The sequence below is a fragment of the Pseudomonas japonica genome, from assembly GCF_900188455.1.
GTDB classification, from domain to species: Bacteria; Pseudomonadota; Gammaproteobacteria; order Pseudomonadales; family Pseudomonadaceae; genus Aquipseudomonas; species Aquipseudomonas japonica.
The window spans coordinates 46256-65571 of the sequence record NZ_FZOL01000002.1 but is presented as its reverse complement, the minus strand read 5'-3'; the positions used below and the strand labels follow the sequence as shown (position 1 = coordinate 65571).

Below are 19316 nucleotides of genomic sequence, written 5' to 3'. Positions count from 1 at the left end.
TGTTGCCGAGCGATGCGCAGGGCACTTTTCGTGCTATGCGCTGAGTACCCTGAATCAATAAGACAGTGAGCTTCAAGTGATCAAATCCAAGCCGCGGATTCTTTTCGTCATCCCGTATTTCGGGCAATGGCCGTTCTGGATGCCGTTCTATCTCGAAAGTTGCCGACGCAATCCGGATATCGACTGGTTGCTGTTCAGCGACTGTGGCGTTCCGGACAACCTGCCGCCCAACGTGCGGGTCGAGCCGATCGGTTACCAGGACTACTGCCGGCTGGTGTCGGCGCGCCTGGGCATCGATTTTTCCCCGGCGCAGGCCTACAAACTGTGCGACATCAAACCGGCGCTCGGCTACATCCATGAGGACCGTCTGCACGGTTACGATTTCTGGGCGTTCGGCGACATCGATCTGATCTACGGCGACCTGCGAGCCTATTTCACCTGCGAACGCCTGGCCCGCAACGATCTGTTCTCCACCCATGAGCGGCGTGTTGCCGGGCACCTGTGCCTGATGCGCAACACCGCCGATCAGCGCGGCCTGTTCAAGCAGATCCGCAACTGGCGTGAGCGTTTTACCGATCATGAGCACCACGCCATCGACGAAGGCGCGTTCAGCCGCCTGTTCCTCTGGCGCAAGAACTTCCCCAAGCCGCTGTTCGAGCTGGTGGGCAAGTTCAACCCTTTGCGTCGCCGCAGCGAGTTCACCGAAGCCTTCAGTACTCCGGGCGGCGTGATCAAGTGGCACGACGGCAGCTGTGATTTCCCGCACCACTGGTTCTGGCGCGACGGGCGCCTGACCAATGATCGGGATGGCGAGCGCGCATTCCCGTATTTCCACTTCGTCTGCTGGAAGCGCAACGAATGGTCGAAGCTGCCCACGCCCGACCCGGCCGAGGTCCAGCGACTGGCCGCTTCGTCGAGCTGGATGCTCGACCAGCACGGTTTTCACCAGGGAGCCCTATGAAGCGACGTTTCAAGGTTCTGCAACTGCAGCCGGACTACAACATCAAGCGGCATGACTTCGCCGATCTCGCCGAGCAGATCGTCAAGGCCCTGCCGACCGAGCGTTTCGAAACCACCATGGCGTTCCTCAAGGGCAGGCCAGGTCCCGGCGAGCCGGTGAGCCGTTCCGATCATTCGGTGTACTTCGAGTTCAGCGACAAGGCCCTCAAGGGCATGCGCCTGCTGGCGCTGTGGAAGCTCTATCGCTTCTGCCGCAAGGAAGGCTTCGATGTGGTGATCTGCAATCGCTTCAAGCCGGTCAACATGCTGCTGCAGCTCAACCGCTGGCTGAAGATTCCCCTCTGCATCGGCATTTCCCACGGCTTCGGCGAATACGACCGGTTCTATCGCCGTCGTCAGACCCAGCGCCTGATCGATGGGCACTGGCAGTTCGTCGGGGTATCGCCGGCGGTGAAGCAGTACCTGATCGACTGCAAGTGCGGGTTCACCGAGCAGAACACCCACGCCATCACCAACGCCATCGATATTCCCCAGGCCGAATCCCTGCAGCATTCCCGCGAGCACGCCCGCGAGCTGCTCGGCCTGCCCCAGGATGCGCGGCTGGTCGGGGCCCTGGGCCGCCTGGTGCCGGTCAAGGGACACACCCACCTGATCCAGGCGTTCGCCGCGCTCAAGGACAAGTATCCACAGGCTCACCTGGCGATCATCGGCGCCGGCCGCGAGCAGCAGAAGCTGCAAGACCAGATCGACGCGGCGGGCCTGGGCGGGCGGGCGCACCTGCTGGGCTTCAAGGAAAACGCCCTGCAATACGTGCGCGCGTTCGACATCTGGACCATGCCGTCGCTGGCCGAGGGCCTTGGCCTGGCCCTGCTCGAAGGCATGAGCGGGCGTCTGCCGGTGATCGCCTCCAGCGTGCCGGCGATGCTGCCGCTGATCGAGGGCGCCGGTGGGCTGGCGGTGGAACCGGCCAACGTGGCGCAACTGACCCGGGCGCTGGATACCTACCTGGCGCTCGACGAGCAGGCCTTGCGGGCCAAGGGCGAGGAAACCTGGACCTATCTGCGGACCCACCACGATATCGACATATTCCGCCAGCAGTACCTGGACCTGATCGAGTCCGGCCTGGCCAACGCCAACAAGGAACCGGCATGACCGACAAGCAACCCCTGGTAAGCGTCATCATCGCTTCGTACAACCATGGACCCTACATCGAGCAGAGCATCCAGAGCGTGCTCGACCAGACCTACCCGCATATCGAGCTGCTGGTGATCGACGATGGCTCCACGGACGACAGCGTCGAGCGCATCCAGCGCCTGCAGGCCATCCATGGCTTCGATTTCAAGGTGCAGCAGAACCAGGGGCTGACCCGCACGCTGAACGACGGTATTGCCCGTTCCCATGGCGAACTGGTGGCTACGTTCGGCTCGGACGACATCATGATGCCGGAGCGCATCGCCATCCAGGTCGCGCACATGGCCGACAAGCCCGAGGTCGGCATTTGCGCCGGCAACATCGAGCTGATCGACTCCAATGGCGAGCTGTTCCCGGAAAAGCGCCAGCGTCGCGATATTCCCTTCCGCCGCTCGGATTTCGAGGACATGTTTCTCGAACGCAAGCCCTATCCACCCGCGCCGACCTTGCTGTTTCGCCGCGAGGCGCTGGAGAAGGTCGGGGGGTTCGATCCGGAAATCCGCCTTGAAGACCTGTACATCGAACTGAAGATCACCCATGCCGGCTATGTCATCGACGGCCTGCCGGTGGTGATGGCGCGCTATCGCAAGCACGCGACCAACTCGTACAAGAATCACCGCTTCATGATCGAGAGCATCCTGCGCATCTACGCCAAGTTCAGTGATCACCCGGCGTACGAGGAAGTGAAGTTCAAGGCGCTGAACTCCATGTTCCTCAAAGTGGCCAATCGCGACCGCAAGCTGGCGCGTGAACTGCTGGCGCAGATTCCGCTGCGGGCCTTTACCCGCAAGACCTGGCGTGGCCTGGGACGGCTGTTTTTCCTACCGCTTGAGCGGAACTGACGACACGGGGTATCGGGCTGCTTGGCAGTGCTGAGGTGGCTCAGGCCTTTTCTGCCTTGGTGGGCTGTCTTGCCTCGCGTCTGCGCCGCAGCTTCTGCGCGAGTTGTTTACCCTTGGCGATCCCGGGTTTTTCAAAGAGCAGGAACGTCAGACTGCTAATCAACACCAGCAGTACGCAGCACAGCGCGATCAGGCCCAGGAACGGTAGCGGCTCGTCCAGTGCCAGGCCCATCCGCGGATAGATGTAATAGACCACCCACCAGAGCAGGAAACCGTGCAGCAGATAGGTGCTGTAGCTGATTTCTCCAAGCCAGCGGGCGCTGCGCAGGCGCAGCGCACCGAACAGTTCGTTGCCCGACACCACCACGAAGAAGAACACGCTCAGCAGCAGTAGTGGAAACACTGCAAAGGTCTTGCGCAACATCGTCATCACTACCAGGAGCATGGCTACTGCCAGGATCGCGGCGATGCGGCTGCGGCCCCAAGCGACCAGTGTCGGCCTGCGAATCCAGTACGCTGCGGCAATGCCGCCGACGAAGCTGAGCAGATATTTCTTCTTCAACGAGTGTTCGAAGCCCACCACCTGCGCCAGCAGGTACAGACCGACCAGGCAGGCAATGGTTTTTACGTGGGTGCCGCGGTAGATGAAGATCATCCCCAGCAAGGGCAGGGCCAGATAGAAGTACACCTCGTAGGCCAGGGTCCAGGTGACGTTGGAGATCAGCGTCCCGGTGCCATCGAGCTGATTGATGTCCGGACGTTCGAAGATCAGCCACAGGGACAGGTGTTTGAGCAGTTCTGCCGGCGCATCCAGCAACACCCAGTCCTTGAGGAAGAACGCCGTTGCGGTGATCGCCGCAAGCAGCGGCAGGTACAGGGGATAAAGGCGAAAAATGCGGGAAATCGCGAACGCCTGCCAATCGAAGCCGCGTGCCTGCTTGAGCAAGCGGTCCCAGAACAGAAAACCGGTGATCATGAAGAACAGAGCGACCCCTATCTGGCCGATCTGAGCGAAGACCCGCTCGGGTGGCATGCCTATCTGGCCGCTTTGATGGAAGTGCCAGGCGATCGCCGAATGGTGGATGAAGACGCCGAGCGCCAGATAGCCGCGCAACCCGTCGATAGCCGTGGAGCGGCCTGCGGCAACCTTGAGGTTGCGCGCGACGGCCGGAATGTGTAGCAGGAGTGCCGCAGTAGCCAGCGCCAGGAGATAGGCTGTGACTGCCAGCAGTTGAGCGGTCAACATGTTGTTATTTTTTCATTCTTCGAGGATGCAAGATGTTGACGCATCCGTTGTGTACAGGACGGCGCGATCTCGGAATAACCACTGAGCAATGCCTCCTGGTTTTCCTCGAACAGCCAATGGCGGTCCTGAGTGTAGCGTTGCATATGGCGCAGGTTGCGCTGGCGTAATCCAGGGGACAACGAGGATGGCAGGATACGCATATCTGCCAGGTCGATCAGGCCAAGCTCCCCGTCGTTCAGCAGCAGGACATTGCCCAGGTGCAAGGAGCGGAAATACACACCTCGTTCATGCAGTTGCGCAATATAACGTCCGAGACGGTGAACAAGTATCTGGCGGGCATCCTGCGTATCGCAGGCCTCCAGGGCCTGGCGCAGGGTCCGGCCTGGTAGCGGTTGGTAGCGCACGCCCTTGGAGCCATCCGGATAGAGATAGAGATCGAGTACCGGCGGCGCGATGAAACCCAGGGCGAGCAATTGCTGGCTGTTTCGGGCGAAACGCTTCGAGTAGGGATTCAACGTATCCGAGGTATACCAGCGGCGACGGTGGAATATCTTCAGAAAGCTGCCATCCTGCAGGCGAATCACTTTGGGGCCCCGACCATCTTCCTCGATGACCTTCCCGCCGGCGACCAACTGTCCGGCCTGCTCTGCGTTCAAGGCGCGGGCGTCGATGCACAGCAACCTGCTGGCCCGATGAGCGATGTTCAGCGCGGCGATCAGGGCCAGGGGAATCCACAACAGGAACCAGTGCTCCTTGGGGCGCGACAGAATGCCTCCCCCTTCGGTAAGGCCTGCACCGATACCGAATGCCAGCAGTGCCGAGGCAAGTACGAAGGGGGCTTCCTTCCTGTGTTTCCAGCCGCTGTACAGGCCGTAAGCGATCATCCCCAGCCAGGGTAAGAATCCGACAATTCCGAGGTTGTGGAGCACACCGAGGGCGAAGTTATGTGGTTCGCTGAGGATGTAGCCGATGCCGAGGTCGACACTCATGGGCGCATCGTAGCCGTGGCCGAAGAGGGGGTGTTCGAGAATCAGGTTCCAACTGATCTGCCATATCTCGAACCGATAGGATTCACCACGACCCATGATCATTTCAGGAGCGATCAGGAGCAGGGCGATAGCGACCGTTGGAATGGCCAGCAGCAGTGGAATCGAGCGCTTGTCCGCACGAAGAAGGGCAACCCATCCCACCGCTATTGTCAGGGCGACCAGTGGAGTCCTGGAGCCTGTCGCGAGCACCGCGGTGAGCATGATCGACAATGCCGCGAGGCTAAGTAGAAGTGTGCGAAGGTTCTTGCTGCCGATGCACATGCACAGCCAGTAAGTGGCGAAGAATCCGAACAGATGGGAACTGAGCAGCGGGTTGTCCAAGGCTCCCGAACCGATCAGACGCAGTCCCTCCACATACGTGCTGGCAAAGGAATAGATGCTTCGCGCGGAAGCGAACAGGGCCAATACGGCTGCGCCCAGGAAGATGGCATTCAAAGTTTCGGGACGGTAGCGCACCAGCAGGTAACAACCGGCGAACAGCATGAATGTATGCAGGGGGCGTTTGATCAGGCTGCTGGCGCCGGATTCGGAAGGGCTCCAGGCAATACTGATGGCTGCGTAGACTGCGAACAGAGTGAACAGGATGACGATCGGTTCGCGGATGAAGCCCCTCAAATCACTCGGCCGCGCGAGCAAGGCAATAAGCGTCGGAATACTGAACAGTAGATAGAAGAGTTTATGGTGCAGGCTGCGCTCCGGCAGAAAGAACAGCGCACTCAGCAACAGGAAATAGCCTATTGGGAGTATCCATAAACATATGAAGTCGAATAGGCGATTGGCACTTTGATGAATGTTGCTCAGGTACATACGGGACGCTGGTCATGATTTGAGGAGCGGCAATACTAACCCAGCCATTGCCTTTGCGCAGTGAAACCTGGCCTGTCGCCTGGCGCCCCGCGAATACCGGCTCATGAAGCTGTGTTAAAGTCGGCCTCCCATTTCCACTCCCTTTCCGTGATATGACCGATTCCAGTGGCTCCGCCAGCCCTTCGAGCATGAAGATCTACTTCCGCCTGCTTGGCTACGTTCGGCCCTATATCGGGTTGTTCCTGCTGAGTATCGTGGGTTTCCTGATCTTCGCCTCGACCCAACCGATGCTGGGCTACATCCTCAAGTATTTCGTCGATGGCCTGTCCAATCCCGAAGCCGCCCTGTTTCCCAATGTGCCCTATCTACGCGATCTGCAGTTGCTCCAGGCGGTGCCGCTGCTGATCATCCTGATCGCGGCCTGGCAGGGCCTGGGGTCCTTTCTCGGCAACTATTTCCTGGCCAAGGTTTCCCTCGGCCTGGTCCATGACCTGCGGGTGCAGTTGTTCAACAATCTGCTGACCCTGCCCAACCGCTATTTCGACAGGCACAACTCCGGTCACCTGATTTCCCGCATCACCTTCAACGTCACCATGGTCACTGGCGCCGCCACGGACGCGATCAAGGTGGTGATCCGCGAGGGCATGACGGTGGTCTTCCTGTTTGGCTCGCTGCTGCTGATGAACTGGCGCCTGACCCTGGTGATGATCGCCATCCTGCCGCTGATCGCCTTCATGGTCAGCCGCGCCAGCAAGAAATTCCGCAAGCAGAGCAAGAAGATCCAGGTGGCCATGGGCGACGTGACCCATGTGGCCTCCGAGACCATCCAGGGCTACCGCGTGGTGCGCAGCTTCGGTGGCGAGGTCTATGAGCAGAAGCGCTTCCTCAATGCCAGCCAGAGCAACACCGACAAGCAACTGCGCATGACCCGCACCGGCGCCATCTACACGCCGCTGCTGCAGCTGGTGATCTACACCGCCATGGCCATCCTGATGTTCCTCGTGCTGTACCTGCGTGGCGACGCGTCGGCGGGTGACATGGTTGCCTACATCACCCTGGCTGGCCTGCTGCCCAAGCCGATTCGCCAGCTGTCGGAAGTCAGCTCGACGATCCAGAAGGGCGTTGCCGGTGCCGAAAGCATTTTCGAACAGCTGGATGTCGAGCCCGAGCAGGACAAGGGCACCGTGGAGCGCGCCAGCGTCACCGGCCGTCTCGACGTGCGCAACCTCAGCTTCACCTACCCGGGCACCGAGCGTCTGGTTCTGGACGACATCAGCTTCTCCGTCGAGCCTGGGCAGATGGTCGCCCTGGTGGGTCGCTCCGGCAGCGGCAAGTCGACCCTGGCCAGCCTGATCCCGCGCTTCTACCACCACAGTCATGGCGAGATCCTCCTGGATGGCGTCGAGGTTGAGGACTATCGCCTGCTCAACCTGCGCCGGCACATCGCCCAGGTGACCCAGCACGTCACGCTGTTCAGCGATACCGTGGCCAACAACATCGCCTACGGCGACCTGGCCGGTGCGCCGCGTGCGGACATCGAGGCCGCCGCCGCCGCGGCCTACGCCAAGGATTTCGTCGATCAGTTGCCGCAAGGCTTCGATACCCAGGTCGGCGAGAACGGCGTGCTGCTCTCCGGCGGTCAACGCCAGCGCCTGGCCATCGCCCGTGCGCTGTTGAAGAATGCGCCACTGTTGATCCTCGACGAGGCGACCTCGGCGCTGGATACCGAGTCCGAGCGGCATATCCAGGCGGCGCTCGACCAGGTCATGAAGGGGCGGACCACCCTGGTCATCGCCCACCGCCTGTCGACCATCGAGAAAGCCGACCTGATCCTGGTCATGGACCAGGGCCGTATCGTCGAGCGCGGCAGCCACGAGCAACTGCTGGCCGCCAACGGCTACTACGCCCGTCTGCATGCCATGGGGCTGGACGAGCCGAGCAAGGCCGACATCACCTGATACACCTGTCCGGGGACTGCGTGTCCCCGGACTTTCCGCTGTAATCTGGCACGCGCGTCGCCTGTGCTAATATCCCGCCCCTGTTCATTTCTGTCTGATGGGTTCTCCATGAAGTTGTCCATGCCGCGTTTCGATCAAGCCCCGGTACTGGTGGTCGGCGATGTCATGCTCGACCGCTACTGGCATGGCGGTACTTCCAGGATCTCGCCTGAAGCGCCGGTTCCGGTGGTCAAGGTCGAGCAGATCGAGGACCGTCCCGGCGGCGCGGCCAACGTGGCCCTGAACATTGCCGCGCTGGGTGCGCCGGCTGCGCTGGTCGGGGTCACCGGCCAGGACGAGGCGGCCGAAAGCCTGGCCAACAGTCTGCAGGCGGCCGGCGTGCGCTCGGTGTTCCAGCGCATTGCCCACCAGCCGACCATCGTCAAGCTGCGGGTCATGAGTCGCCACCAGCAGCTGCTGCGCATCGATTTCGAAGAACCGTTCGCCACCGACCCGCTGTCCCTTGGCGCGGAAGTCGACGGTCTGCTGGAAGGGGTCAAGGTGCTGGTCCTTTCCGACTACGGCAAGGGCGCGCTGAAGAATCACCAGAGCCTGATCCAGGCCGCTCGCGAACGCGGCATTCCGGTCCTGGCCGACCCCAAGGGCAAGGATTTCTCCATCTATCGCGGCGCCAGCCTGATCACCCCGAACCTCAGTGAATTCGAAACCATCGTCGGGCGCTGCGCCGACGAGGCCGAACTGGTGGCCAAGGGCGGGCAACTGATGCGCGAGCTGGACCTCGGCGCGCTGCTGGTGACGCGTGGCGAGCACGGCATGACCCTGCTGCGTCCGGATCATCCGGCCCTGCACCTGCCGGCCCGCGCCCGTGAAGTGTTCGACGTGACCGGTGCCGGCGACACGGTGATTTCCACCCTGGCCGCGGCCATCGCCGCCGGCGAGGACCTGCCGCATGCGGTCGGGCTGGCCAACCTGGCCGCCGGCATCGTGGTCGGCAAACTGGGGACCGCGGCCATCAGCGCTCCGGAACTGCGTCGGGCGATCCAGCGCGAGGAAGGTTCCGAGCGCGGTGTGCTCAGCCTCGATCAGCTCCTGCTGGCCATCGATGATGCCCGTGCGCACAAGGAAAAGATCGTCTTCACCAACGGTTGCTTCGATATTCTCCACGCTGGCCATGTGACCTACCTGGAGCAGGCCCGCGCCCAGGGCGATCGTCTGATCGTCGCGGTCAACGATGATGCGTCGGTGAGCCGTCTGAAGGGCCCGGGTCGTCCGATCAACAGCGTCGACCGGCGCATGGCCGTGCTCGCCGGCCTCGGTGCGGTGGACTGGGTGATCAGCTTCCCGGAAGGCACGCCGGAAAACCTGCTGACCCAGGTCAAGCCGGATGTGCTGGTCAAGGGCGGTGACTACAGCGTCGACCAGGTGGTCGGTGCCGATATCGTCAAGGCCTACGGCGGGACGGTGAAGGTGCTGGGGCTGGTGGAAAACAGCTCGACCACGGCGATCGTCGAGAAGATCCGCAAGAACTGATCATCCCCGAAGCGACGCGGTCACTGTAGGAGCAGGCAAGCCAGCTCCTACAAGCCGCCCCGCGCCATCTGCAACAGCTCCTTCGCTTTCCCGGTCAGCCGCCGCAGGCCGCTGTCCGGCTTCTTCGGCGTCAACCCTTGCTGGCGCAGCCAGTCCTTCCAGCGAATCCGCTCGTCCTTCACCACCCAGCCTTCCTGCTGCGCGAAACTTTCCGCCAGATACAGACCACGGGTTCCGGCTGGCACCAGGCGGTCCTTCTTCAACTGATAGAGCTCCGGCAACGGCTGGCCGTCTTCCAGTGGCATCAGGTACAGGTCGGGCCGGGCGCGGTTGAGGCGGGCCACCAACTGGTCGCCTTCGAGGCGCTCGTCGACATGGAACAGGCTCAGCGACTTGGCTTCCTTCGGCACCTGCAGGCGCAGGTCGTAGATCAGTTGCAGCGAAGCCGTGGGCAGATGCACATAAGCCCGGGGCCGTTCGATCAGTTGCTGGTTGCCGCAGCGCACCGGGCGTGCGGCACCGGAGTGCGGGGTCAGGATGAAGGGCAGGGCTTCGCGGTAATGCAGGGCGGCGGCGTAGGGGGCTGGCAGCCAGGTGTCGTTGAAGCGGCCACCGAGCCAGCCTTCCGGGGTTTCCAGCAGGCATTCCTCGGCGACTTCCTGCACCGCGGTGTGCAGCGGCAGATTGAGCTCCTGGGCCGGCACGTAGCCGGAGATCAGCTTGAGCACCACGTCGCCACGGTCCTGGCGGCGCTGACGGACCAGGACCCAGTAATCGCGGTGCTGCCAGCACAGGGTCAGGCGCACCGAGACCCCGAGGTTGGCCAGCTCGACGGCGAAGCGCTGGTGGTCGGGCAACTGGATGGCCTTGCGCCGTTGCAGGGTCTGGGCGAAGTTCAGCGGGCGACCGATGCTCTGGTAGCTCAACCCCTCCGGGCCGGCTTCGACGTGGAGGGGCAGGGTCTTGAAGTTGCTCGGGTTCTTGCGGATCAGCGTTCGCGGCATGTCGGCTCCTTCTTGCGTTGGGGTCGGCCGCGGCGGCGGCTCAGGGCTGGCGCAGCACCTGGGCGACGGTCGCCACGTTGTGAGCCAGGTGCAGCGGATTGATGGTGCCGACAATAGCACTGCTCACGCCGGGGTGGGCAAACAGCAGCTCGAAGCTGGCCTTCACCGGGTCGACCCCCGGGCTCAGGCAGACGTGGCCGCTGGCCAGGGCCTTCTTCACCAGGATCGCCTTGCCATGGGCGGCGGCGTAGTCCAGCACCGGACGCTCGGCCTGCTCGTTGAGATTGTAGGTGACCATCGCACAGTCGCCCTGCTCCAGTGCTTTCAGGCCGCCTTCGGCCGTTTTGCCGGAAAAACCGAAGCCGCGGATCTTGCCTTCCTGCTTGAGCAGGGCAAGGGTCCGATAGACCTCTTCCTGCTCCAGGATGCGCAGGTCATCGCCGTTGGAGTGGACCAGGACCAGGTCGATGCACTCGGTCTCCAGGCGCTTCAGGCTGCGCTCCACCGAGGCGCGGGTATGGGCGGCGCTGAAATCGAAGCGGGACTGGCCGTCGTCGAATTCCTCGCCAACCTTGCTGACGATCACCCACTGGTCGCGCTGGCCGCGCAACAGCGGGCCGAGGCGTTCCTCGCTGCGGCCATAGGCCGGCGCGGTGTCGATCAGGTTGATGCCCAGTTCACGGGCCTGGGCCAGCAACAGGCGGGCGGCCTGGTCGTCGGGGATGGTGAAGCCGTTGGGGTATTTCACGCCCTGGTCGCGGCCCAGTTTCACCGTGCCCAGGCCCAGCGGCGAAACCACCAGGCCGGTGCTGCCCAGCGGGCGATGCAGGTCGTGCAGGGTCGGCAGGGTCATGGCAGCAGGCGCTCCCATTCCGCTTGCGCCAGCGCGGGCTTCGGCAAGTCGGGCAGGGCGGGGCAGTTGCTCGGGCGGATGCCGTCGCGGTCGAAGGCCCGCAGCACGCGATCGGCGAAGTCCGGTGCCAGGGCCAGCTTGGTCGGCCAGCCCACCAGCAGGCGCTGCTGCTCGGCGAGGAAGGCATTGTCCGGGCGGACCAGACCGGATTGCGCCGGTTCGGCGCGATCTACCCGCAGGGTGGCCCAGCGCACCTGGCTGAGATCGACCCATGGCAACAGGCTGGCGACTTCCTTCTTCGCCGCGGCGATCTGCGCCTCGGGTTCGCGGGCCACGCCATCGGCTTCGGCGAGGTCGCCGCCGAGGTACCAGACCCACTGGCCGTCGGCGGCCGGGTGGGTGGTCACGGTGATGCGCGGCTTCGGCCCGCCGCCCAGGCAGTGGGCGTAGAGCGGCTTCAGGCTGGGGCCCTTGGCCATGACCATGTGCAGCGGCCGGCGCTGCATGGCCGGCTGGCTCAGGCCGAGGTCGGCGAGCAGCTCGGCGGTGCCGGCACCGGCACTGAGCACTACGCGTTGGGCACGGATTTCGCGGCCGTCGACCCGCAGGCCGACCAGGTCATCGCCGTCACGCAGCGGCTCGATCCGCTCGCCGGCGAGCAGGCTGTCGCCAGCCAGTTCGGCCAGGCGTTGCAGCAGGCTCGGTACGTCGATCACCAGCTCGGCCAGGCGATAGACCTTGCCCTTGAAGGCGCGGTCCTGCAGGGCCGGCGGCAGTTGCTCGCCCTTGACCTGGTCGACGCGGCCACGCACCGCCTTGCTGGCGAAGAAGCTGGTGAGGTTGCCGGCGATCGTCCCGGGGGACCAGAGATAGTGGGCGTCGGACAGCAGGCGCACGCCGGACAGATCCAGCTCGCCGCCGCCGTCCAGGGCTTCGCGCCAGCGCCGCGGCATGTCGGCGATGGCTTCCGAGGCGCCGCTCAGGGCACCGTGCAGCGCGTACTTGGCGCCGCCGTGGATGATGCCCTGGGACTTGAGGGTCTGCCCGCCACCGACGCTGGCGCGTTCCACCAGCACCGTCGAGTAACCCAGGCGCCGCAGACGGGCATTGAGCCAGAGACCCGCGACCCCCGCGCCGACGATCAGGACGTCGGTGGAAATGACCGATGACATGCAGTTACCTCAACAAGCTGGACAGGCGGGCAAGTATACAGCCTGTTGTGCGTCATCAATGCCCGGCGGTTTTCGAGAACAGCTGGATCACCACCACGCCGCCGACGATCATCGCCATGCCGAGCATCGCCGGCAGATCCAGCTTCTGGTCGTAGATCACCAGGGCGGCCACGCTGATCAGGACGATGCCCAGGCCGGACCAGATCGCATAGGCAATGCCCACCGGAATGCTGCGCACCACCAGGGTCAGCATCCAGAACGCCACCGCGTAGCCACAGATCATCAGCAGTAGCGGCAGCGGCGTGCTCAGGCCTTTCACCGCTTTCATCGAGGCGGTAGCGATGACTTCGGCGCAGATGGCGATGGCGAGATAGGTGTAGGCATTCATGATTCGGACTCCTCTGATGGCTCGCGCATTCTAGGGATTGGCCAGATGCGGTAAAGTCATTTCCTATCACTATTGGAGATAGGTTCCATGGTCCAACCGCAGTGGAGTCTGGAGCAGGTGCGCCTGTTCGTCGAAGTGGCCGAGCGGCGCTCGTTTTCCGCCGTGGCCCGGGCCGAAGGCCGAGCCCAGTCGGCGGTGAGCAATGCCATCGCGTTGCTGGAGACTGACCTCGGCCTGACCCTGTTCGAGCGCAGCAGCGGGCGGCAGCCGCAACTGACCGAGGCGGGCGCGGCCTTGCTTGAGGATGCGCGGGAGTTGCTGCGCCAGTGCGAGCGCCTGGATGGCCGGGCCTCGGCATTGATGCGCGGACAGGAGCCGCGTCTGCGCCTGGCGCAGGATGAAGCGATGCCGTATCCGCCGGTGGTCGGGAGCCTGGAAGAACTGTCGCAGCGCTTTCCGTTGCTGGAAGTGCAACTGGCCAGCAGCGCGCAGGGCGATGTGGCGCGGCAACTGGTGGAACGTCGGGCCGACCTGGGTTTGCTGTTTCACCATGAGCGCGTGCCCGATGCGCTGGAGCGCCGGGCCCTGGGCAGTATCGAAATGGTCACGGTGTGCCCGGTGGGGCATCCATTGGCGGCGCTGGAACGGGTCAGTTGCGAGCATCTGGCGCGGCACCGGCAGTTGCTGGTCAATCCGCGAGACAGTGGCTATGCCGGCGGCGAACCGGCCAGTCCGCAGGTATGGCGGGCGGACAGCTTCTACGTCATGGCCGAGTTGCTGATGCGCGGTCTGGGCTGGGCCTGGTTGCCGCGGCATGTGGTGCAGTACCCGACCTACCAGCAGCATATGGTCGAGCTGGACTGCGAATGGCGACCGCCGGCGCTGGTGGTGGAACTGGCATGGCGACGGGATGAACCGCTGGGGCCGGCGGCGCGCTGGCTGGCGGAGCGGTTTGCAGTGCATCTGCGGGAAATGGGGTGATCTCTCGGGCCTCATCGCGGGCAATGCCCGCTCCCACAAGGACTGCATGCACTGCTGGACCCAGGGATGAGCTTTGGAGCCTCATCGCTTGCAAGCCAGCTCCCACAAGGACCGCATGCACTGCTGGACCCAGGGGTGAGCTTTGGAGCCTCATCGCTTGCAAGTCAGCTCCCACAAGGACCGCATGCACCGCCGGACCCTGTGGGAGCGGGCATTGCCCGCGATGAGGCCCTCAGCAACACAGAGGCAATGCCGATAGCTTCCTTGTACACTCCCGCGCCATGAACAGAACCCTCTATACCCTGCTGTTTCACCTGGGCCTGCCGCTGGTCGCGCTGCGCCTGTTCCTGCGCGGGCGCAAGGCGCCGGCTTATCGCCAGCGTGTCGGCGAGCGCTTCGCCTTCGGTCTGCCGCCGCTGAAACCGGGCGGGATCTGGGTGCACGCGGTGTCGGTGGGCGAGAGCATCGCCGCGGCCCCGATGATCCGCGCCCTGCTGGAGCGTTATCCACAACTGCCGATCACCATCACCTGCATGACTCCCACCGGTTCCGAGCGGATCCGGGCGATGTTCGCCAACGAGCCGCGCATCCAGCACTGCTACCTGCCCTACGACCTGCCGTGGGCGGCCGGGCGTTTCCTCGACCGGGTGCAGCCGCGGCTGGCGATCATCATGGAAACCGAGCTGTGGCCCAACCATATCCATCAGTGCGCAAAACGCGGGATCCCCGTGGCCCTGGCCAATGCCCGGCTGTCCGAGCGTTCGGCCCGTGGTTATGCGCGTTTCGCCGGCCTGACCCGGCCGATGCTGGAGGAAATGAGCCTGATCGCGGTGCAGACCGACGCCGAGGCCGAGCGCTTCCGCCAGTTGGGCGCCCGCCCGCCGTGCGTGCAGGTGACCGGTTCGATCAAGTTCGACCTCAAGGTGGACGAACACCTGCTGCCCCGCGCCCGTGAATTGCGCGCGCAGTGGGGCGCCACGCAGCGTCCGCTGTGGATCGCCGCCAGCACCCATGACGGCGAGGACGCGCTGATCCTGGCCGCGCACCGGCAGTTGCTGGAGAGCCACGGCGACGCCTTGTTGATCCTGGTGCCGCGTCACCCCGAGCGCTTCGACGCCGTGCATGCCTTGTGCAGCGAGCAGTTCGCCACCGTGCGGCGTTCGTCCGGCGCGGCGCTGGACGGGCAGACCCGCGTGCTGCTCGGCGACACCATGGGCGAGCTGCTGTTTCTCTACGCCCTGGCCGATATCGCCTTCGTCGGCGGCAGCCTGGTGCCCACCGGCGGGCACAACCCCCTGGAGCCGGCGGCGTTGGCATTGCCGGTGATCATGGGGCCGCATGTGTTCAACTTCCTCGAAATCAGCGCGATGTTGCGGGAAGCGGGGGCCTTGCGCGAGGTGGACGATGCCGAGGGGCTGGCAGCCGAAGTGCGGCGCCTGATCGAGTTGCCGCGGGATGCGCGCAGGATGGGCGATGCGGGGTTGGCGGTGATGCAGGCCAATCAGGGGGCCTTGCAGCGATTGCTGGAGGGGCTGGCTCGTCTGATCCGGTAACTGTGGTGATTCATCGCGGGCAATCGGAACGATTGCCCGCGATGAGGCCCTTAAGGCCGGGCCTCGAAATTGGCCTTGGCCGCCGCCGCCAGGTCCGGTGGCAGGAAGTCCTTGTCCGGGTTGTAGTCCGGCTTCAGCCAGCGTCCCAGGTCCTGCAGGTCCTGCGGGCTCAGTGTCCCGGCGGCCTGCTTGAGGCGCAGGTTGTCGAGGATGTAGTCATAGCGGGTGTTGTTGTAGTCGCGCACCGAGGTGTACAGCTGGCGCTGCGCATCCAGCACGTCGACGATATTCCGCGTCCCCACCTGATAGCCGATTTCCGTGGCCTCCAGCGCGCTCTGGTTGGAGATGATCGACTGTTTGCGCGCCTGTACCTGTTCCACGTCGGTGTTCACCGCGCGGTGCAGGTTGCGCGTGTTCTCCACCACCTGGCGGCGCAGGCTCTCGCGCTGCTGCTCGGTCTGGCTCAGGCGCTGGTAGGCCTCGCGCACCTGCGAGCTGGTCAGGCCGCCGCTGTACAGCGGAATGTTCAGTTGCAGGCCGATGCTGGTCTGCTCGACCGGGCCGCCGTAGGCCTGGGGCAACTGGTTGGGGTTGGTCAGGCCGAAGTTGTCGTTGTCGCCGCGCTGGTAGCGTGCCACCGCATCCACGGTCGGCGCGTGCCCGGCCTTGCGCTGGCGCAGGGTCTCCTCGGCGGCCTGGACGGCATGGTTGGTGGCCAGCAGGTTGAGGTTCTGCTGGGTCGCGGTGTCGACCCAGGCCTTGGCGTCATTGGGTGCCGGCACTTGCACCGGCAGGCTGTGGACGACGCCCTGCAGCGAGTTGTAGTCGCGGTTGGTCAGCGTCACCAGGGCCTGGAAGGCGTCCTGCACGCGGCGCTCGGCGATGATCCGGTTGGCCCGCGCGGTGTCGTAGCTGGCCTGGGACTGGAGCACGTCGGTCTTGTCGGAGAGGCCGACGTCGAAACGTTCGTTGGATTGATCGAGCTGGCGCTTGAACGCCGCTTCCTCGGCCTTGGTCGAGGCCAGGTTGTCCTGGGCTCGCAAGACCGCGAAGTAGTTCTCCGCGCTCTGCAGGATCAGGTTCTGCTCGGTGGCCGACAACTCCAGCGCCGCCTGTTCGTTGACCGCCTCGGCGGCCTGCAGCTGGAACCAGCGGTCGGCACGGAAGATCGGCTGCGACAGGGTCGCCTGCCAGGTATTGCCGCTGCGGTTGGAGGTCACCGAGGGCTGGTCGATGCTGGTCCGGGTGCTCAGCATCTCGGCACCGGCGGACAGGTTCGGCAACAGGCCGGCGCGGGCCTGGGGCACCACTTCGCGGCGGGCACCGTAGTCGGCGCGGGCAGCGGCGAGGTCGGCGTTGTTGTTCACGGCCTCCTGGTAGACGCTGACCAGATCGGTCCGGTTCGACAGCGACGGGTCCGCGGCCCAGGCCAGTCCGTTGGAAGCACAAGACACGGCGAGCGCCAGTGAAAGTTTGCGCAGCATAGGGGCGATCCTTGAACGAAGAGGGTAATCCAGCTTTGCGAGTGTAGTTCCACAGGCATTTTGCAACAATCTGACATTTGCGCCATTTGTCATGCTTGTGCTTGGACTGTTGGCGTTTATTGCCGCTCCGGTCTAGACTGCGCAAGTTCTTGTCGGGGTGCCTTGTGTTGAGGCTGAGATCGGAAAATTCCGGATCCCGTTGAACCTGATCAGGTTAGCGCCTGCGTAGGGAACAAGATTGCTCGCTTCCCGCGAGCCCTCTTGTGCCGGGTCCGGGAATGTCGAGTCAGCTTCACAGCCGCCAGACACCCCCGCGTTCCAGCACAGCACCACCCCCGGTGCGTCCGTGCCCCATCAGGTTCACTCCGACATCCAACCCGTCTGGAGAGCCTGTGATGAGCAAACAAGAAAAATACCCGTCCAACCTGAGCGAGTCCGCCCAGGTCGATCAGCAGTCCGTGCAACCGTTCACCCGTTCGCGCAAGGTCTACGTCGAGGGTTCGCGCCCCGATATTCGCGTGCCGATGCGGGAAATCAGCCTCGACGATACCCCTACCGATTTCGGTGGCGAGGCCAACGCCCCGGTGCTGGTCTATGACACCTCCGGCCCGTACACCGATCCCAGCGTGGTCATCGACGTGCGCAAGGGCCTGGGCGACGTGCGTTCGGCCTGGATCGACGACCGTGGCGACACCGAGCGCCTCGCCGGTCTGTCGTCCGACTTCGGCCAGCAGCGCCTGAACGATGCCGAACTGACCAAACTGCGCTTCGCCCACGTGCGCAACCCACGCCGGGCCAAGGCCGGCGCCAACGTCAGCCAGATGCACTACGCGCGCCAGGGCATCATCACCGCCGAGATGGAATACGTTGCCATCCGCGAAAACATGAAGCTCCAGGAAGCCCGCGCCGCCGGTCTGCTCGATCAGCAGCACGCCGGCCACAGCTTCGGTGCGAGCATTCCGAAGGAAATCACCGCGGAATTCGTCCGCGAGGAAATCGCCCGCGGCCGCGCCATCATTCCGGCCAACATCAACCACGTGGAGCTGGAGCCGATGATCATCGGCCGCAACTTCCTGGTGAAGATCAACGGCAACATCGGCAACAGCGCCCTCGGTTCGTCCATCGAAGAAGAAGTGGCCAAGCTGACCTGGGGCATCCGCTGGGGTTCGGACACGGTCATGGACCTGTCCACCGGCAAGCACATCCATGAAACCCGCGAGTGGATCATCCGCAACTCGCCGGTGCCGATCGGTACCGTGCCGATCTACCAGGCGCTGGAAAAGGTCAACGGCGTGGCCGAGGACCTGACCTGGGAGCTGTTCCGCGACACCCTGATCGAACAGGCCGAGCAGGGCGTGGACTACTTCACCATCCACGCCGGCGTGCTGCTGCGCTATGTGCCGCTGACCGCCAAGCGGGTCACCGGTATCGTCAGCCGCGGCGGTTCGATCATGGCCAAGTGGTGCCTGGCGCATCACAAGGAGAACTTCCTCTACACCCATTTCGACGAAATCTGCGAAATCATGAAGGCCTACGACGTCAGCTTCTCGCTGGGTGACGGCCTGCGTCCGGGCTCGATCGCCGACGCCAACGACGAAGCGCAGTTCGGCGAACTGGAAACCCTCGGCGAACTGACCAAGATCGCCTGGAAGCATGACGTGCAGTGCATGATCGAAGGCCCGGGCCATGTACCGATGCAGTTGATCAAGGAGAACATGGACAAGCAGCTGGAGTGCTGCGACGAGGCGCCGTTCTACACCCTCGGCCCGCTGACCACCGACATCGCCCCGGGTTACGACCACATCACGTCGGGCATCGGCGCGGCGATGATCGGCTGGTTCGGTTGCGCCATGCTCTGCTACGTCACGCCGAAGGAGCACCTCGGCCTGCCGAACAAGGATGACGTCAAGACCGGGATCATCACCTACAAGATCGCCGCCCATGCCGCCGATCTGGCCAAGGGGCACCCGGGCGCGCAGATCCGCGACAATGCCTTGAGCAAGGCGCGTTTCGAGTTCCGCTGGGAAGACCAGTTCAACCTCGGCCTGGACCCGGACACCGCGCGCGCGTTCCACGACGAGACCCTGCCGAAGGACTCGGCCAAGGTCGCGCACTTCTGCTCCATGTGCGGGCCGAAGTTCTGTTCGATGAAGATCACCCAGGAAGTCCGTGAATACGCCGCCAACCAACGCATCGACGTGGTGGACGTGGCGGTCGAGGACGGCATGCGCGAGCAGGCCGAGCGGTTCCGCCAGGAAGGCAGCCAGTTGTACAAGAAAGTGTGATGTAAAGGGGCCG

General features: G+C 64.0%; 15 protein-coding genes and 1 riboswitch. Of the genes, 8 read left to right on the top strand and 7 right to left on the bottom strand.

Translation table 11 applies throughout. The annotated features are described in order from the left end of the window. Positions 1 to 76: 76 nt before the first annotated feature. The 3 genes from CHB99_RS02570 to CHB99_RS02560 are packed head-to-tail and all read left to right on the top strand — an operon-like array spanning position 77 to position 2993. A complete protein-coding gene (locus CHB99_RS02570) occupies positions 77 to 961 on the top strand; it encodes a DUF6625 family protein (protein WP_042120357.1) in 885 nt (294 codons plus the stop codon). Next, positions 958 to 2112, top strand: a complete 1155-nt coding sequence (locus CHB99_RS02565) for a glycosyltransferase (RefSeq protein ID WP_042120356.1) — start codon at positions 958 to 960, stop codon at positions 2110 to 2112. The genes CHB99_RS02570 and CHB99_RS02565 overlap by 4 nt, the downstream gene beginning before the upstream one ends. Further along, entirely contained in the window at positions 2109 to 2993 is an 885-nt protein-coding gene (locus CHB99_RS02560) for a glycosyltransferase (protein WP_042120355.1), read from the top strand. The genes CHB99_RS02565 and CHB99_RS02560 overlap by 4 nt, the downstream gene beginning before the upstream one ends. 40 nt (positions 2994 to 3033) lie before the next feature. On the opposite strand, the gene CHB99_RS02555 is transcribed toward CHB99_RS02560, so the two are convergent. Continuing rightward, positions 3034 to 4239 (bottom strand): acyltransferase family protein, encoded by a 1206-nt coding sequence (locus tag CHB99_RS02555; RefSeq protein WP_042120354.1) that lies wholly within the window; start codon positions 4237 to 4239, stop codon positions 3034 to 3036. Beyond that, a complete protein-coding gene (locus CHB99_RS02550; protein ID WP_042120351.1) occupies positions 4233 to 6095 on the bottom strand; it encodes a bifunctional O-antigen ligase/aminoglycoside phosphotransferase family protein in 1863 nt (620 codons plus the stop codon). The genes CHB99_RS02555 and CHB99_RS02550 overlap by 7 nt, the downstream gene beginning before the upstream one ends. 152 nt (positions 6096 to 6247) lie before the next feature. Here CHB99_RS02550 and msbA point away from each other — a divergent pair, with 152 nt between their 5' ends. Beyond that, positions 6248 to 8053 (top strand): lipid A export permease/ATP-binding protein MsbA, encoded by a 1806-nt coding sequence (msbA, locus tag CHB99_RS02545; RefSeq protein ID WP_042120349.1) that lies wholly within the window; start codon positions 6248 to 6250, stop codon positions 8051 to 8053. A gap of 108 nt (positions 8054 to 8161) precedes the next feature. Beyond that, positions 8162 to 9583, top strand: a complete 1422-nt coding sequence (gene hldE, locus CHB99_RS02540; RefSeq protein WP_042120347.1) for a bifunctional D-glycero-beta-D-manno-heptose-7-phosphate kinase/D-glycero-beta-D-manno-heptose 1-phosphate adenylyltransferase HldE — start codon at positions 8162 to 8164, stop codon at positions 9581 to 9583. 47 nt (positions 9584 to 9630) lie between these two features. Here the strand turns inward: hldE and CHB99_RS02535 are convergent, their stop codons facing one another. Genes CHB99_RS02535 through CHB99_RS02520 form a run of 4 tightly spaced genes read right to left on the bottom strand, consistent with a single transcriptional unit; the run spans position 9631 to position 13000 of the window. Further along, positions 9631 to 10587, bottom strand: coding sequence for a hypothetical protein (locus tag CHB99_RS02535; RefSeq protein WP_042120346.1), 957 nt, complete (start codon positions 10585 to 10587; stop codon positions 9631 to 9633). 40 nt (positions 10588 to 10627) lie between these two features. Then, positions 10628 to 11440: an aldo/keto reductase gene (locus CHB99_RS02530; RefSeq protein WP_042120344.1), complete on the bottom strand. Its 813-nt coding sequence runs from the start codon at positions 11438 to 11440 to the stop codon at positions 10628 to 10630. Continuing rightward, positions 11437 to 12612, bottom strand: coding sequence for an NAD(P)/FAD-dependent oxidoreductase (locus CHB99_RS02525; RefSeq protein ID WP_042120343.1), 1176 nt, complete (start codon positions 12610 to 12612; stop codon positions 11437 to 11439). The genes CHB99_RS02530 and CHB99_RS02525 overlap by 4 nt, the downstream gene beginning before the upstream one ends. Before the next feature lie 55 nt (positions 12613 to 12667). Further along, entirely contained in the window at positions 12668 to 13000 is a 333-nt protein-coding gene (locus tag CHB99_RS02520; protein ID WP_042120342.1) for a DMT family transporter, read from the bottom strand. Between the two features lie 87 nt (positions 13001 to 13087). On the opposite strand from CHB99_RS02520, the gene CHB99_RS02515 reads away from it, so the two are divergent. Together CHB99_RS02515 and waaA are read left to right on the top strand one after the other, a co-directional pair. Continuing rightward, positions 13088 to 13981 carry a LysR family transcriptional regulator gene (locus CHB99_RS02515; RefSeq protein WP_042120341.1) on the top strand — a complete coding sequence of 298 codons (894 nt, stop codon included), beginning with the start codon at positions 13088 to 13090 and terminating at the stop codon, positions 13979 to 13981. A gap of 281 nt (positions 13982 to 14262) precedes the next feature. Further along, the gene (gene waaA, locus CHB99_RS02510) at positions 14263 to 15534 is read left to right on the top strand and encodes a lipid IV(A) 3-deoxy-D-manno-octulosonic acid transferase (protein ID WP_042120340.1); all 1272 of its coding nucleotides are present in this window, start codon (positions 14263 to 14265) and stop codon (positions 15532 to 15534) included. Positions 15535 to 15584: 50 nt separating this feature from the next. On the opposite strand, the gene CHB99_RS02505 is transcribed toward waaA, so the two are convergent. Further along, complete coding sequence (locus CHB99_RS02505) at positions 15585 to 17018, bottom strand: TolC family outer membrane protein (protein WP_042120338.1); 1434 nt, start codon at positions 17016 to 17018, stop codon at positions 15585 to 15587. Positions 17019 to 17161: 143 nt separating this feature from the next. Continuing rightward, a riboswitch (TPP riboswitch) is annotated at positions 17162 to 17267 on the top strand. A 146-nt stretch (positions 17268 to 17413) separates the two neighbouring features. Here CHB99_RS02505 and thiC point away from each other — a divergent pair. Continuing rightward, positions 17414 to 19303 (top strand): phosphomethylpyrimidine synthase ThiC, encoded by a 1890-nt coding sequence (gene thiC / locus CHB99_RS02500; RefSeq protein WP_042120337.1) that lies wholly within the window; start codon positions 17414 to 17416, stop codon positions 19301 to 19303. The last annotated feature ends 13 nt before the right edge of the window (positions 19304 to 19316 follow it).